This window comes from Mesonia sediminis, from assembly GCF_042684705.1.
GTDB lineage: Bacteria > Bacteroidota > Bacteroidia > Flavobacteriales > Flavobacteriaceae > Mesonia > Mesonia sediminis.
Genome location: NZ_JBHULZ010000023.1, coordinates 300860 through 314694, shown reverse-complemented (window position 1 = coordinate 314694; position 13835 = coordinate 300860). Strand labels below are relative to the sequence as shown.

The window sequence follows — 13835 nt, the reverse complement described above, 5'->3', positions numbered from 1 at the left end:
TTCAAATTTAAACGACTTGTTTAGTATAAATTTAACGCAAAAAAAGGCAATGAATTTCATTGCCTTTACTAATTTTTATGAGATAATATTGCTTAGCTGTTGAGCATTACTGGCATTACAAGCATGGTTACATGCTCACCCTCCTCAAGACCATCTTTTGGGGTAAGAATTCCTGCTCTATTAGGAAGACTCATTTCTAACATCACTTCTTTAGCATTTAAATTATTCAACATCTCTGTTAGAAATCTTGAGTTAAATCCAATTTGCATATCATCTCCCTGATAATCACAAGTAAGTCTTTCTTCTGCTTTATTGCTGTAATCAACATCTTCTGCAGATATGTTTAATTCTGCACCAGCAATTTTAAGCTTTACTTGATGCGTTGTTTTATTGGAGAATATTGAAACCCGTTTAACCGAATTCAGAAATTGAACACGATCTATTATTAGTTTGTTTGGGTTTTCTTTAGGTATTACCGCTTCATAGTTTGGATATTTACCATCGATTAAGCGGCAGACCAATTCAGTTTCCTCTATAATAAATCTGGCATTTGATTCGTCATATGATAATAACACATTGCTGTCACTGTTACCTAATATACTTTTAAGTAGATTTAATGGTTTTTTAGGCATAATGTAAGATGATTCTGTTTGTGCAGATACATCTTCTCTCGTATATTTAACTAATTTATGCGCATCTGTAGCTACAAAAGTTAGGCCTTCTGGTGAAAACTGAAAATAAACTCCACTCATTACAGGTCTTAAATCATCGTTGCCAGAGGCAAATAAAGTTTTACTTATAGCTGTTGCCAATACTTCTGCCGGAACCTTGGTACTATTAGGTTGATCTAGTTCTACAGCTTTTGGAAATTCATCTCCATCGGCATAAGCCAAGGCATATTTACCGTGGCTAGAACTCAGCTCTAACGTATTGTTTTCTGCTACGAAAGTAAGTGGCTGTTCAGGAAAAGTTTTTAGTGTATCCAATAATAGTTTAGCTGGTATAGCTATTTTTCCTTCGGCATTAGAATCTACTTCAAGTTTGGCAGACATAGTAGTTTCTAAATCTGAAGCCGATACTACAAGCTCAGATTGATTAAGCTCAAATAAAAAATTATCTAAAATCGGTAAAGTATTATTGTTGTTTATTACACCACCTAAAACTTGTAATTGTTTTAATAGGTAAGAACTAGAGACTATAAATTTCATATTTTCAATCATTCAAAAGATTTATCTATTACAAATATATCTTATTCTATTAATTAAACTCGAGATAGCAGAAGTATTTATTAACAGAGATTTTCACAATTACATAAGGTTAGATAATTTAATTTTGTGAACGGTAGGAGTTAATCTAAAAAATAAATTTAACTACATTTGCTTTTGTTATAAGATTAATTAAACCCATGAGTCAAAGAATTCTTTTAAATGCTAAAGAAATTGAAATAATCCTACAGCGTTTAGCTTGTCAGTTACTCGAAAAACATGCGAAATTTGATGACTGTGTGCTTATCGGGATTCAACCCAGAGGGATTTATTTAGCCGAGCGTATTGCTGCAATTTTAAAAGAAAATTATAAAGTTGAAGCTTTAAAATTGGGACAATTAGATATTACTTTTTACCGGGATGATTTTAGGAGAGGGGTAAAAACCCTAGAAGCGAATAAAACGCATATAGATTTTTTGGTCGAAGATAAAAATGTCATTTTTATTGATGATGTTTTATATACAGGAAGAAGTATTCGTGCAGCTCTAACGGCCATTCAATCTTTTGGTAGACCAAAAGAAATAGAACTTCTTACTCTTATTGATAGACGATTTAGTAGGCACTTACCCATTCAGCCAGATTATAACGGAGTTCAAGTAGATGCCATAAATCAAGAGCGTGTTGAGGTAAATTGGAAAGAGAATAGTGGAGAGGATAGTGTATATATAGTAAAAAATAAAATATGAGTGAGCTTAGTGTAAATCACTTATTGGGTATTAAATACCTAAAGAAGGAAGATATAGCGTTAATATTTAAAACGGCTAAGCATTTTAAAGAGGTAATTAATAGGCCGATAAAAAAAGTCCCTTCTCTAAGAGATGTTACAATTGCTAATTTGTTTTTTGAAAACAGTACGAGAACAAGACTGTCGTTTGAATTAGCAGAGAAGCGGTTAAGTGCAGATGTAGTTAACTTTTCGGCAGCTTCTTCGTCGGTTAAAAAGGGAGAAACCCTAGTAGATACTGTAAATAATATTTTAGCAATGAAAGTGGATATGGTGGTTATGCGTCACCCTAACCCTGGAGCCGGTATCTTTCTTTCAAAGCAAGTAGACGCCAGTATTATTAATGCTGGAGATGGCGCTCATGAACACCCTACACAAGCCTTATTAGATGCCTTTTCAATACAAGAGGAACTGGGTGATATTGCCGGCAAAAGAGTACTGATTGTTGGGGATATACTTCATAGCCGAGTTGCTTTAAGTAATATCTACGCGCTAAAAAAAATGGGAGCAGAGGTAATGGTTTGTGGGCCAAAAACGCTAATTCCGAAGCACTTACATAAACTAGGTGTAAAAGTTGAAACAAATCTAGATAAGGCTTTGGCTGGGTGTGATGTGGCTAATATGTTGAGAGTCCAAAATGAACGTATGGACGTTAATTATTTTCCGAGTACCAAGGAGTATGTAAAACAATACGGTCTTACAAAAAAGCGACTGGAAAAGCTAAATAAAGAACTGGTGATTATGCATCCAGGACCCATAAATAGAGGGGTAGAATTATCTAGTGAATTGGCTGATTCTGATCAGGCTATTATCCTTGACCAAGTTGAAAATGGGGTGGCCGTTAGAATGGCAGTAATTTATTTATTGGCAGCTAAAATAAAACAATTATGATTATAGAAAATAAAGAGAACTATTCCTTGTTGCGAGATGAAAAAAATGATATCAAGTCTTTTGTAAGTTACCTGAAGAATTGCATACCCAAAGATTTTAGCAATAAGAACTTGGTTGTTGATATTCTAAAGTACGGAACCTTAGAGCTTGAAGAATTACTTTTATTCTTAAGTATATCCAATCAACACAGAAAACAAAAATGCTCTTTTGTTATAGTAAATGATACGATAATGATTGATCGGGTGCCAGAGGAATTAATAGTTGTTCCAACCTTAAAAGAAGCTGAGGATGTCATTCAAATGGAAGAAATAGAACGTGATCTAGACGCATTTTAATATACTGTTTATGCAGCTTACTGTACTGGGTTGTTATTCGGCAACCCCAAGAACTTTTAATCATACCACATCACAGGTTTTGCAAATCAAAAATCACTTATTTTTAATTGATTGTGGTGAGGGTACTCAAGTGCAGCTAAGAAGAAACAAAGTCAAATTTTCACGCATAAAACATATATTTATATCTCACCTTCACGGAGACCATTTTTTTGGTTTGGTAGGACTTATTTCTACCTTTAATTTATTGGGCCGAAAAACAGATTTACATATATATGGCCCTAAAGGAATTAAAGAAATAATTGTTCTTCAATTAAAATATTCAAAAACTTGGACTTGTTATAATCTGTATTTTCATGAGCTTGAATCCAATCAGCCTCAGGTACTTTTAGAAGATGATAAAGTAATTGTTGAGACTATACCTCTAAATCATCGTGTTTATACTAACGGTTTCTTATTTAAAGAAAAGCCGGGCGATCGAAAGCTTCTGATGAATGAGGTTTTAAATTATGAAATAGATAAAGCCTATTATAAAAGTATCGTAAAAGGCAAAGATATACTTCTTGAAAATGGCGATTTAATTCCCAATGAAAAATTAACCGCACCACCTAAACCTACAAAAAGTTATGCATTTTGCAGTGATACGGCATACTACCCTATAATAGTTGAACAAATAAAAAATGCAACCGCTTTATACCACGAAGCAACTTTTCTAGAAAGCCACGCCCATCTTTGTGCTTCTACAATGCATTCTACGGCCAAACAAGCAGCCATAATCGCCAAAAAGGCACAGGTTCAACAATTGATTCTAGGGCATTATTCTACCCGCTATGATGACATTAATAATTTTAAAATTGAAGCGCAGGAGTTTTTTGAGAATGTGATTTGTGCTCAAGATGGTCTAACTATTACTTTTGATTAAATTTGTTTTTCCTTAACTGATAATCTTGTAAATTGCAGTATGGAAAATAAACTACACGACTACCGAAAATCTTATGAAAAATTTTCTTTAGATCTCGATAAAGAAAATAAGGATCCTATGATGCTCTTTACGGAGTGGTTCAAAGAAATTGATGAAAATGATTTAGCAGACGAAGTGAATGCGGTTAACTTAACAACCATAGAAACCGACGGTTTCCCGAAATCTAGAATTGTTTTGCTAAAATCTTTCTCTAAAGATGGTTTTATTTTTTACACCAATTACAATAGTGACAAGGGGCAAGCTATAGCTAAAAACAATAAGGTAAACCTTAGTTTCTTCTGGCCTCAAGCTGAACGTCAAGTGATTATTAAAGGCTTAGCCGAAAAGGTAGATGCAAAAGAATCTGATGCTTATTTTTATTCAAGACCTAAGGGCAGTCAAATGGGCGCAATTGTATCTAATCAAAGTCACGAAATTCCCAACAGAGAATATTTGGAGGATAAATTAAGTGCTTTAGAAAAAGAAGTTGCAGAAAATAATAAAGAAATAAAACGTCCAGATCACTGGGGAGGTTACTTAATAAAGCCCACAGAAATAGAATTTTGGCAAGGTAGAGCCAATCGTTTGCACGATAGGTTTTTATTTAGCAAAAATGGAGAGAACAATTGGAGTAAAAAACGCTTAGCCCCTTAAATTCATGAAAAGCTTAATTCTTGTTCGTCATGGTAAATCTTCGTGGAAAGAAAGTTTGCCAGATAAAATGCGCCCCTTGAAGAAACGGGCTTTTAGAGATGCAAATTTAGTTTTGGATGCACTAAAACCCAATTTAAACGTCACAAGTAAAATGCTAGTGCTAAGTAGTACAGCTACTAGAGCCATAACAACAGCACAATTGTTCAAACAAGGATTGAATGTCTCAGAAAGTGAGTTTAAAAGACTAGATGCGTTGTACACTTTTGACCATGAAAATCTAATTGATATAATTCAGCAACAGCATAGTAAATACAATACTATTATGTTATTTGGTCATAACCCAGCGTTTACAAATCTTGTTAATCTATGGGGTGATAAGCCAATTATCAATATTCCTACGACAGGTTTAGTTAAAATAGACTTTCCAGATACAGAAGATTGGAGTAAATTAAAACAGGGTAGGGTGGACTATTGCTTGTTTCCTAAAAACCTACGGAATGAGTAAAAAGTCTGGTTTTAAGTATACCAATAGGGAGATAAGTTGGCTTCAATTTAACGCCCGCGTTTTGCAAGAAGCGGCCGACAACAGTGTGCCCTTAATTGAGCGATTAAGATTTTTAGGGATTTTTTCTAATAATTTAGATGAATTCTTTAAAGTACGCTATGCCACGGTTAAGAGAATTATGCAAGCAGGTAAAGGAGCAAAGAAAGCCTTAGGAGGTATAAGTGCTAAGAAATTACTAAAACAAATCACCCAAATAGTTATTGAGCAGCAAGCTCAGAGCTTAGAAATATTAAAGACAATTCAAGCGGAATTAGAGGCCAATAATATATTCATTATCCGTGAAAACGAAGTAAACCAAGAGCAAGCCTCGTTTTTAAAAGATTATTTCCTTCAAAAGGTGAGTCCGGCTTTGGTTACAATAATTTTAGATGATCTAGAAGAAATGCCTAGTTTAAAGGGTAGTGCTGCCTATTTGGCCGTTACTATGCATTTAAAGAACCCCGATGAGGTAAATAGAAATAAGCGTTATGTTCTTATTGAAATTCCTAGAGGTATTGATCGTTTTGTCGAGTTGCCTTCTAATGACGACCGGAAATATTTAATTATTCTAGATGATATAATACGCTATAATCTAAAAAATTTACTGAATATTTTTGACTATAAAAGTATAACGGCACATATGATTAAAATTACCCGCGATGCAGAATTGGATATGGCTGGTGATTTAGATAAAAGTTATATTGAAAAATTGTTAAGCAGTATAAAAGATAGGATTATAGGTGAGCCTGTGCGCTTTGTTTTTGATAAAACCATACCACGTGATACGCTGAAGTATTTACTTACTAAAATGGGCTTGGATCATTCAGATAGTATTATCCCTGGTGGCCGTTATCACAATAGACGGGATTACATGAAGTTTCCTAGCCTGGGAGCAAAACATTTATTATATAAAAAGGTACCTGCTTTACCCATTAAAGATTTGCCATTGCAAGAAAGTCTTTTAAAAGCTATTGCACAAAAAGATTATCTGCAATATACGCCTTATCATACCTTTTCTTATACGGTTAAATTCTTGCGAGAAGCAGCAATCGATCCTAAGGTGAAGTCAATTAAAATTACCATATACCGACTGGCAGAAGTTTCTCATATCGCCAGTTCTTTGGTAAATGCCGTGAAAAACGGAAAAAAAGTAACTGTATCTATAGAATTAAGAGCGCGGTTTGATGAGGCTAACAATATTAGATATGCAGAACAGATGCAGCGTGAGGGGGTAAATTTAATATTTGGAGTTCCTGGCTTAAAAGTACACGCAAAGGCTTGTGTTGTTGAGCGCCTAGAAGAAAAAAAGAAAAAGAGGTACGGTTTTATTAGTACGGGAAATTTTAATGAAAACACGGCAAAAATTTATACAGATTTTACGCTTTTTACTTGTAATCAAGATATTTTAAAGGAGGTGAATCAAGTCTTCGATTTTTTTGAAACTAATTACAAGGTTTCTAAATACAAGCATCTTATAGTTTCACCGCATTACACTCGCAATACATTCGCAAGGTTAATTCAGCAAGAGATAGATAATGCAAGACAAGGCTTGCCTAGTGGGATTCAATTAAAACTGAATAGTTTATCGGATTATAAGTTGATTGACAAGCTATACGAAGCCAGTAATGAAGGAGTTAAAATTAAATTAATTGTTAGAGGTATTTGCTGCTTAATTCCTGGAGTGCCTGGAATGAGCGAAAATATTGAAGCCATTAGTATCGTAGATAAATATTTAGAGCATCCTCGATTATTTATCTTTAATAATGCCAATCAGCCTAAAGTTTATATATCTTCGGCAGATTGGATGACTAGAAATTTAGATTACCGGGTTGAAATTTCTTGTCCTGTTTATCAAGAAAACATTCAAAAAGAACTTATTGAAACCTTTGAGATTTGTTGGAAAGATAACGTAAAAGCCAGGAAGTTCTCTGCACAAGAAAATAACCACTATGTCTCGCAGCAAGAGCCAATAGTGCGCAGTCAATTTGCAACTTATGACTACTATTTAGAAAAGATAAATTAAAAAAATATATTGTTATGCTTAGCATAAAGAAATACGCCGCAATAGACATTGGATCAAATGCAGTACGTTTGCTTATTGCAACCATAACTGAACCCCAAGAACAAGCCCCAATTTTTAAAAAGACTTCATTGGTTCGGGTTCCTATTCGTTTAGGTGAAGATGTTTTTCTAAAAGGAAAGGTTTCAGAGTCCAATAAGAAGAGAATGCGAGACACCATGCAAGCCTTTGCATTATTGATGAAATCTCATAAAGTTCTTAAGTATAAAGCTTGTGCTACCTCGGCTATGCGTGATGCAGAGAACGGCCAAGAACTGGCACAAAACATTAAAGCAGAAACCGGTATAGATATCGAGATTATAGATGGTGAACACGAGGCTGCTATGATTGCCACTACAGACTTGAGAAATCTAATTCAAAATGATAAAAACTACTTGTATGTCGACGTAGGCGGGGGAAGCACTGAGCTCAGTTTTTTTACGGAAGGAGAAAAATTGGCTTCAAAATCTTTTAAAATAGGGACAGTGCGTTTACTCAATGATAGAGTTGAAGAAAGTTTGTGGAATGAAATGAAATTATGGATACAGAATGTCACGAAAAGATATACAAAGATATCCTTAATTGGTTCTGGAGGTAATATCAACAATATATTTAAGAGTAGTGGTAAAAAAATAGGCAAACCTTTGAGTTACTTTTATTTAAGTTCTTATTATCAAATGCTAACCTCCTTAACCTATGAGGAGCGAATTGTTAAGCTTAATCAGAATGCAGATCGTGCCGATGTGATAATACCAGCTACTAAAATTTATTTGTCTACTATGAAATGGAGTAGGGCGCGTAAAGTTTATGTACCTAAAATAGGTTTAGCCGATGGAATTATTAAATATATGTACAATGAAGAACAGCAACAAACTATATTTTAATCTTTAGGAGGTAATTTCCTAAAACGCAAATAAAAAATAGTCAGCATCATTAATAAACCAAATCCTCTAAAATAGAATCCTTCTATATGCCAAGTGAATAAATTCGCTACAAAAAGAAAGAGGCAAAACAGTAATAATAACAGCGAGGTTTTTTTAGTCATTTTGATTTTATTTTTTTTGAAAAATACATATAGTGAAATTTTGGTTTTTCTGGGCGGGGGTTTGATGATCTTCTTCAAAAAAATCAATAAGCTTAAAGTCGCCTCCGAAAATTTCCTTTAATGAGTCGGGGCTGTGTTGTTTAACAGGTAATCCACTGCATTTTTCTGGACCATCCTTACTAAAGCTTGCAATGGCAAGAAAACCACTTTCTGCTACATACTCCGCTGCTCGTTTAACATATGCCTCAATTTTATTTTCATCATTGAGAAAATGAAATGCCGCTCTGTCATACCATAGATCAAAGCTAATTGATGTTTGAAAACTTGTTACATCGCTAATTATCCAATTGATTTGTTTAGCATTAGTTCCTAATCTTTTTCTTGCTCTTTCAATCGCATTTTTAGATATATCGAGAACGTGAGCATTTTTAAATCCTTTTTCAATAAGAAAATCGGCAACAAAACTATCGCCGCCTCCTATGTCAATTATGACCGAATTTGCATTCAACTTTACACGCTGAACTACCTTTTTAAAAGTATCTACATTGGGCTGGTACCAACTAACAGTATTTAAGGGTTTGTTTTTATAGACGTCTTCCCAATGTTTTTGCATTTTGTTATCCATGAATACTATGTGTTTTACCAAGATTTTTCATTATTTCTGCTTCATACTCCAAAAGTTCATTCCACTTTTTATTCACGGTTTCTAAATCGCCATATTTTCTGGCAAACTTTAAAAACATAGTATAATGGTTAGCTTCACTAATCATTAATTTTTTATAGAATAAGCGCAAATCTTTATCTTTTAATTGCTCAGATAATAACTTGAATCTTTCACAACTTCTAGCTTCTATTAGTGCAGCATATAATAAACGATGTACCATTTGGTTTACTCGGCTTCCTCCCTTAGGGAAAAATTTAAGTAATTCTATAACATATTCGTCTTTTCGGTCTCTTCCTAAAGCAAAACCTCGTTCTAATATAAGATCATGAACCATTTTAAAATGACTCATTTCTTCTTGAACCAAACTAATCATCTCTTTGACCAAGTCTTCGTATTCAGGAAAACTAACTATTAATGAGATAGCCGTTGATGCTGCTTTTTGTTCACAAAATGCGTGATCTATTAAAATTTCCTCTATATTTTTTTCAGCTATATTCACCCATCTTGGGTCTGTTGGTAATTTAAGTCCTAACATATTATTTTATATCTAAATCAAACAATCTTCTTAGTTTTTCTAAGTTGGAATTCTTTTGTACTAATTTGTCAAATTTTTCACGGCTTGTAAATGCATATTTTTTGGCGACCTCCTCATTAACCGCAATTGATAAATCTACAAACGAGTTTTTTACCTGATTACGAATATAGCTAATTAGCGGTCCTTGTGCTCTTTCTAGTTCAACTTTCATTGTACTGTTGGGCAGGGTGATATGTAAGGTTTTGTCTTTAAGACTTGGTCTATCGGTTTCTAGAATAGAGGCTAGAATTTTCTCTCCTTTCTTTTTTAATTTTAGAACATATTCATCCCAAGCCAATAGAGCTTCACTCTCCGTAAAACTTTCATTTAATTTTTTGGGCTGGTTTTCTTCTCGTTGCAGTTTTTTCTGCTTCAGTTCCTTTTTCTTGTCAATACTCTTTAAAGACAAACCAGAAACGGCTTTTGGTTTAGCTTTGCTTTTGACTTTATTTAAGTTAGAAGCGGGTGGTGGGTGGTGATCTTGCTTGTAAGGTGTTTTTTGATCTTTTACATTATCAACTTTAGCGTGGGCATGTTCTTGTGTTTCAATAACCTGTTTTTGTTCTTTTTTAACCGAAACAAAGTTACTGGCAGGAATTATATAGGGTTCAGCGTTTTTTTTTTACCTTCTGTAATCGAAGCGAGTTGCATTAAGCATAATTCTACCAAAAGTCTCTGGTTCTGCGCTTCCTTATACTTGAGATCACAGGAATTTGCCAATTCAATTGCTTCTTTTAAAAAATCGGTGTTCGCCAGTTGGGCTTGTTCAAAATATTTCTTTTTAGTTTGCTCCCCTACTTCTAATAGTGCAATTGTACTTTGTTCTTTACAAATAAATAAATCTCTAAAATGGGCAGCTAAACCTGCAATATAATGTTGACCGTCAAAACCCTTAGCTAACACTGAATTAAATTGTAAAAGAAGTTGTGGTATATTTTGGTTTAAAATGTGCGTGGTGGCTTCAAAATAAACTTCATAATCTAAAACGTTTAAATTTTCAGCAACAGCTTGCCTGGTTAAGTTTGAGCCACTAAAGCTCACCACCCTGTCATATATAGAAAGGGCATCGCGCATAGCCCCATCTGCTTTTTGAGCAATTATGTGTAAAGCATCATCTTCGGCTTGAACTCCTTCTTGTTGAGCTATTTTAGCCAAATGGTTTTTAGCATCTAAAACACTTATTCGCTTAAAATCGAATATTTGGCAGCGCGATAAAATGGTTGGAATAATTTTATGCTTTTCTGTAGTCGCTAAAATAAAAATGGCGTGGTTTGGCGGTTCTTCTAAAGTTTTTAGAAAGGCATTAAAAGCACTCGTAGAAAGCATATGCACCTCATCAATAATATAAACCTTATACTTTCCCGTTTGAGGGGGAATGCGTACTTGATCGGTTAACGAACGAATATCGTCTACAGAGTTGTTTGAAGCTGCATCAAGTTCAAAAATGTTAAATGCAAAATCTTGCTCTATTTCGTTTTGTGCTTGTTGATTGATTTTCTTTGCTAAAATTCGTGCACAAGTAGTTTTACCCACACCTCGAGGCCCTGTGAAAAGAAGCGCTTGAGCTAAATGGTTGTTATTAATCGCGTTTTGCAATGTGTTGGTAATTGCGCGCTGACCTACCACATCCTCAAAAGATTCTGGTCTATATTTTCTTGCTGATACTATAAAATGTTCCATCATCGCAAATATAGCAGATTATTTTAAAATTATGCTTTCTCAAAATGACTTAAATGCAGAAGTATAAAAAGTAAATTAATGCTGCTTAGCTTTGCTTTTAATTTAATATTATCTTTGCAAAAAAGTAGGCCGTCTTATCGCTTTTAATTTATTGAAAGAGGAAAGTCCGGACACCACAGAGCAGTATAATGGCTAACGGCCATCAATTGTGAAATTAGGACAAGTGCAACAGAAAGAATGTACAGGTTAAGCTGTAGTGAAATCAGGTAAACTCTATACGGTGCAATGTCATGTAAACCAACTTTAAGACTTGCTCGGTCATTGTTGGAGGGTAGACAGCTAGAGGTTTTTGGTAACAAAAACTCCAGATAAATGATAAGATTTTCTTATTAGAAAAACAGAATCCGGCTTATAGGCCTACTTTATTTTTTAAAAAAACTAAAAACAGATCCGCCGTAGCGACGTTCGTCCGAAAAATAGGCTAAGCTTGATAGCGGAGTAGTTTTTGGATGCTCTATAATAAGTACTCCTTCGTCTTCTTTAAGATGTTTTTGGTCGAATACCAATTGTACAATTTCTTCAAATTGGTCTATGGTAAAGTCATAAGGAGGGTCGGCAAAAATTAAATTAAAGCTTTGATTAGCGCTTTTTAAATAAGTGTAAACATCTTTTTTTATTGTATTTATTTGAATGCCTAAAGCCGAACTGGTTTGATTTATAAATTTAATGCAATTGTAGTGCTTATCTACCGCAGTTATTTGAGAGCACCCTCTTGAAGCAAATTCATAGCAAATATTGCCAGATCCTGCAAATAAGTCCAGTACATTTAATTCTGTAAAATTATAAGTGTTATTTAAAATATTAAACAGGCCTTCCTTGGCGATATCGGTGGTTGGCCGAATAGGCAGTTTCTTAGGAGCTGTTATACGTTTACTTTTAAACTTTCCTGAAATGATTCTCATAATTTTATGAATATAAATGGATGAAGCTCTGTTTTGTTTCTAGATTTTTAGTATCTGTTATTTCTTTATTTATTTTAACGTTTACAAAATATTTATACATTAATCTGTATAAAGCACTTTCTTGGTTAAGAGGAGATAAGAATTGCAATGGAATTTCTTGTGGTGAGATACTCAATTGTTCAAATACAAAAAGCGTATAGTATAAAAAGTCTTCTTTTGAAGTATAAGGGTACACATTGCACAATTTTAATTTATCACCTTGATATATGCACAGAAAAAAATAATCTGTAAAAGCGGTAACTGTTGTTGTGAAATCTTGCGCTATATTTTTTTTTGCTATCCCGTGTGTTTTTTCTATTATATTAGAGGCAAGATGATTAAAGTTGAAATCGCCAAAATTTTCAATAAAAAAGTTGTTAATGGCTGTAAAGGGTATAAAAATTAAACTTAAATCTAAAGGTTTAATAGTATCTGTATATACCTCGTCTGTAGCTAGAATTTTAGTATTATATTGTAAATATTGAGCGGCGCTTAAATTGGTATAGTAGGGGGTAGGGACTACAGTAAAAAGCCTGTTAGCGTAAGTCACCTTAAGTTGTTTAATAGCTTCTCTGAAATCTTTTATTTTAGGAAGAAATTCCTGCTCGAGAAGTTTAATTATTTCTGCTATACGTAAGCTGTTTGTTAACCATTTCTCTGTTTGAAAAAGAATTCCATTTTGATCCTTTACAAAAAAAGAAAATCCATCTTGAGCAATCAAGATGGATAAACTATAATTTATTTTAGTAGGTGTATTACTCACTAGATCCGTATACTTTTGGCCAGTTTCCATTGGTATTAACTTCGGTCATCGAACCAATCTTAAGGTATTCACCGTTTACACCATCTACAGAAATCACTTGTTTTTCCTGCATTATTAAATCAGGATCTTGATCGGCTAATATCTTATCTTTAGCTACTTTCACCTCAAATACCGGAATAATAGTTTTTCTTTTTTTAATTTTTCCCGCGTCAATTTCAAATGTTACAGATTTATCGGTTGTGGGTACATATTTTAAATTCTTATAATCTTTTTGCTTAAACAAAGAATCTTTAACCGGTACATAACCCAAAGTATCTATAAGCGTAATACTCTTATACTGGTCTACACCATATGTTTTTTTGTACTCTTCATCTAGAACGGTAGTGTCTCTACGCTGAGTTACTGTAAATTCTGCGGTGTCTATAAACCTTACCAATCCATCAAAATCATCAGAGAAAACACCAGTAACTTCTTTATGCGCCAATTGTGCTTCTCGAATGTCTTTTAATTTATTAATTACCTGTTGATAACGCTTTTCTTTAATTTTGTTAAACTGAATGGGGTCATAAATTGAATTAAAGGTTAGGTAACCTAAAAACCCAATTACCACCCATAAAATTAATTGAATAACAAGTTTCATATGATTTCTTTTTATTTACTAAACGTGTATGTGCACAA

The 13835-nt window shown here is 33.7% G+C and carries 14 protein-coding genes, 1 other RNA gene and 1 pseudogene; 9 read left to right on the top strand and 7 right to left on the bottom strand.

Translation table 11 applies throughout. From position 1 onward, the window contains the following. Window positions 1–92 precede the first annotated feature (92 nt). The gene (dnaN, locus tag ACFSQ0_RS04605; RefSeq protein WP_379044800.1) at window positions 93–1208 is read right to left on the bottom strand and encodes a DNA polymerase III subunit beta; all 1116 of its coding nucleotides are present in this window, start codon (window positions 1206–1208) and stop codon (window positions 93–95) included. Window positions 1209–1405: 197 nt separating this feature from the next. On the opposite strand from dnaN, the gene pyrR reads away from it, so the two are divergent. Genes pyrR through ACFSQ0_RS04565 form a run of 8 tightly spaced genes read left to right on the top strand, consistent with a single transcriptional unit; the run spans window position 1406 to window position 8314 of the window. Further along, complete coding sequence (gene pyrR / locus ACFSQ0_RS04600) at window positions 1406–1951, top strand: bifunctional pyr operon transcriptional regulator/uracil phosphoribosyltransferase PyrR (RefSeq protein ID WP_379044797.1); 546 nt, start codon at window positions 1406–1408, stop codon at window positions 1949–1951. Further along, the gene (locus tag ACFSQ0_RS04595) at window positions 1948–2880 is read left to right on the top strand and encodes an aspartate carbamoyltransferase catalytic subunit (protein ID WP_379044794.1); all 933 of its coding nucleotides are present in this window, start codon (window positions 1948–1950) and stop codon (window positions 2878–2880) included. Before pyrR ends, ACFSQ0_RS04595 begins: the two co-directional genes overlap by 4 nt. Continuing rightward, on the top strand, window positions 2877–3215 hold the full coding sequence (locus ACFSQ0_RS04590; protein ID WP_379044791.1) for a ribonuclease Z: 339 nt from the start codon (window positions 2877–2879) through the stop codon (window positions 3213–3215). Before ACFSQ0_RS04595 ends, ACFSQ0_RS04590 begins: the two co-directional genes overlap by 4 nt. A 10-nt stretch (window positions 3216–3225) precedes the next feature. After that, window positions 3226–4134 (top strand): ribonuclease Z, encoded by a 909-nt coding sequence (locus ACFSQ0_RS04585; RefSeq protein WP_379044788.1) that lies wholly within the window; start codon window positions 3226–3228, stop codon window positions 4132–4134. A 39-nt stretch (window positions 4135–4173) separates the two neighbouring features. Further along, window positions 4174–4827, top strand: a complete 654-nt coding sequence (pdxH, locus tag ACFSQ0_RS04580; RefSeq protein ID WP_379044785.1) for a pyridoxamine 5'-phosphate oxidase — start codon at window positions 4174–4176, stop codon at window positions 4825–4827. A 4-nt stretch (window positions 4828–4831) separates the two neighbouring features. Beyond that, entirely contained in the window at window positions 4832–5332 is a 501-nt protein-coding gene (locus tag ACFSQ0_RS04575; RefSeq protein WP_379044782.1) for a SixA phosphatase family protein, read from the top strand. Beyond that, a complete protein-coding gene (gene ppk1, locus ACFSQ0_RS04570; protein ID WP_379044780.1) occupies window positions 5325–7394 on the top strand; it encodes a polyphosphate kinase 1 in 2070 nt (689 codons plus the stop codon). Before ACFSQ0_RS04575 ends, ppk1 begins: the two co-directional genes overlap by 8 nt. 14 nt (window positions 7395–7408) lie before the next feature. Continuing rightward, on the top strand, window positions 7409–8314 hold the full coding sequence (locus tag ACFSQ0_RS04565; RefSeq protein ID WP_379044777.1) for a Ppx/GppA phosphatase family protein: 906 nt from the start codon (window positions 7409–7411) through the stop codon (window positions 8312–8314). Between the two features lie 168 nt (window positions 8315–8482). Here the strand turns inward: ACFSQ0_RS04565 and ACFSQ0_RS04560 are convergent, their stop codons facing one another. From ACFSQ0_RS04560 to dnaX, 3 genes and pseudogenes are all read right to left on the bottom strand, one after another. Beyond that, window positions 8483–9100, bottom strand: a complete 618-nt coding sequence (locus ACFSQ0_RS04560) for a class I SAM-dependent methyltransferase (RefSeq protein ID WP_379044774.1) — start codon at window positions 9098–9100, stop codon at window positions 8483–8485. Continuing rightward, window positions 9093–9674 carry a tRNA-(ms[2]io[6]A)-hydroxylase gene (gene miaE, locus ACFSQ0_RS04555; RefSeq protein WP_379044771.1) on the bottom strand — a complete coding sequence of 194 codons (582 nt, stop codon included), beginning with the start codon at window positions 9672–9674 and terminating at the stop codon, window positions 9093–9095. The genes ACFSQ0_RS04560 and miaE overlap by 8 nt, the downstream gene beginning before the upstream one ends. A gap of 1 nt (window position 9675) precedes the next feature. After that, window positions 9676–11393, bottom strand: a pseudogene (dnaX, locus tag ACFSQ0_RS04550) (DNA polymerase III subunit gamma/tau). Window positions 11394–11514: 121 nt separating this feature from the next. On the opposite strand from dnaX, the gene rnpB reads away from it, so the two are divergent. Continuing rightward, an RNA gene (gene rnpB / locus ACFSQ0_RS04545) (RNase P RNA component class A) lies at window positions 11515–11821 on the top strand. Here the strand turns inward: rnpB and ACFSQ0_RS04540 are convergent. Genes ACFSQ0_RS04540 through ACFSQ0_RS04530 form a run of 3 tightly spaced genes read right to left on the bottom strand, consistent with a single transcriptional unit; the run spans window position 11816 to window position 13797 of the window. Next, window positions 11816–12355, bottom strand: coding sequence for an RsmD family RNA methyltransferase (locus ACFSQ0_RS04540; protein ID WP_379044768.1), 540 nt, complete (start codon window positions 12353–12355; stop codon window positions 11816–11818). The genes rnpB and ACFSQ0_RS04540 overlap by 6 nt on opposite strands. Window positions 12356–12359: 4 nt before the next feature. Then, entirely contained in the window at window positions 12360–13187 is an 828-nt protein-coding gene (locus tag ACFSQ0_RS04535) for a DUF3822 family protein (RefSeq protein ID WP_379044765.1), read from the bottom strand. Then, window positions 13150–13797 carry a hypothetical protein gene (locus tag ACFSQ0_RS04530; RefSeq protein ID WP_379044762.1) on the bottom strand — a complete coding sequence of 216 codons (648 nt, stop codon included), beginning with the start codon at window positions 13795–13797 and terminating at the stop codon, window positions 13150–13152. Before ACFSQ0_RS04530 ends, ACFSQ0_RS04535 begins: the two co-directional genes overlap by 38 nt. Window positions 13798–13835 lie beyond the last annotated feature (38 nt).

What these genes read in the sequence shown, in the direction of transcription:
- miaE (WP_379044771.1), bottom strand. Translation starts at nt 9,674, where the DNA reads ATGTTAGGACTTAAATTACCAACAGACCCAAGATGGGTGAATATAGCT.
- pdxH (WP_379044785.1), top strand. Translation starts at nt 4,174, where the DNA reads ATGGAAAATAAACTACACGACTACCGAAAATCTTATGAAAAATTTTCT.
- ppk1 (WP_379044780.1), top strand. Translation starts at nt 5,325, where the DNA reads ATGAGTAAAAAGTCTGGTTTTAAGTATACCAATAGGGAGATAAGTTGG.
- ACFSQ0_RS04540 (WP_379044768.1), bottom strand. Translation starts at nt 12,355, where the DNA reads ATGAGAATCATTTCAGGAAAGTTTAAAAGTAAACGTATAACAGCTCCT.
- ACFSQ0_RS04590 (WP_379044791.1), top strand. Translation starts at nt 2,877, where the DNA reads ATGATTATAGAAAATAAAGAGAACTATTCCTTGTTGCGAGATGAAAAA.
- ACFSQ0_RS04595 (WP_379044794.1), top strand. Translation starts at nt 1,948, where the DNA reads ATGAGTGAGCTTAGTGTAAATCACTTATTGGGTATTAAATACCTAAAG.
- ACFSQ0_RS04585 (WP_379044788.1), top strand. Translation starts at nt 3,226, where the DNA reads ATGCAGCTTACTGTACTGGGTTGTTATTCGGCAACCCCAAGAACTTTT.
- ACFSQ0_RS04575 (WP_379044782.1), top strand. Translation starts at nt 4,832, where the DNA reads ATGAAAAGCTTAATTCTTGTTCGTCATGGTAAATCTTCGTGGAAAGAA.
- ACFSQ0_RS04565 (WP_379044777.1), top strand. Translation starts at nt 7,409, where the DNA reads ATGCTTAGCATAAAGAAATACGCCGCAATAGACATTGGATCAAATGCA.
- ACFSQ0_RS04560 (WP_379044774.1), bottom strand. Translation starts at nt 9,100, where the DNA reads ATGGATAACAAAATGCAAAAACATTGGGAAGACGTCTATAAAAACAAA.
- ACFSQ0_RS04535 (WP_379044765.1), bottom strand. Translation starts at nt 13,187, where the DNA reads ATGGAAACTGGCCAAAAGTATACGGATCTAGTGAGTAATACACCTACT.
- ACFSQ0_RS04530 (WP_379044762.1), bottom strand. Translation starts at nt 13,797, where the DNA reads ATGAAACTTGTTATTCAATTAATTTTATGGGTGGTAATTGGGTTTTTA.
- dnaN (WP_379044800.1), bottom strand. Translation starts at nt 1,208, where the DNA reads ATGAAATTTATAGTCTCTAGTTCTTACCTATTAAAACAATTACAAGTT.
- pyrR (WP_379044797.1), top strand. Translation starts at nt 1,406, where the DNA reads ATGAGTCAAAGAATTCTTTTAAATGCTAAAGAAATTGAAATAATCCTA.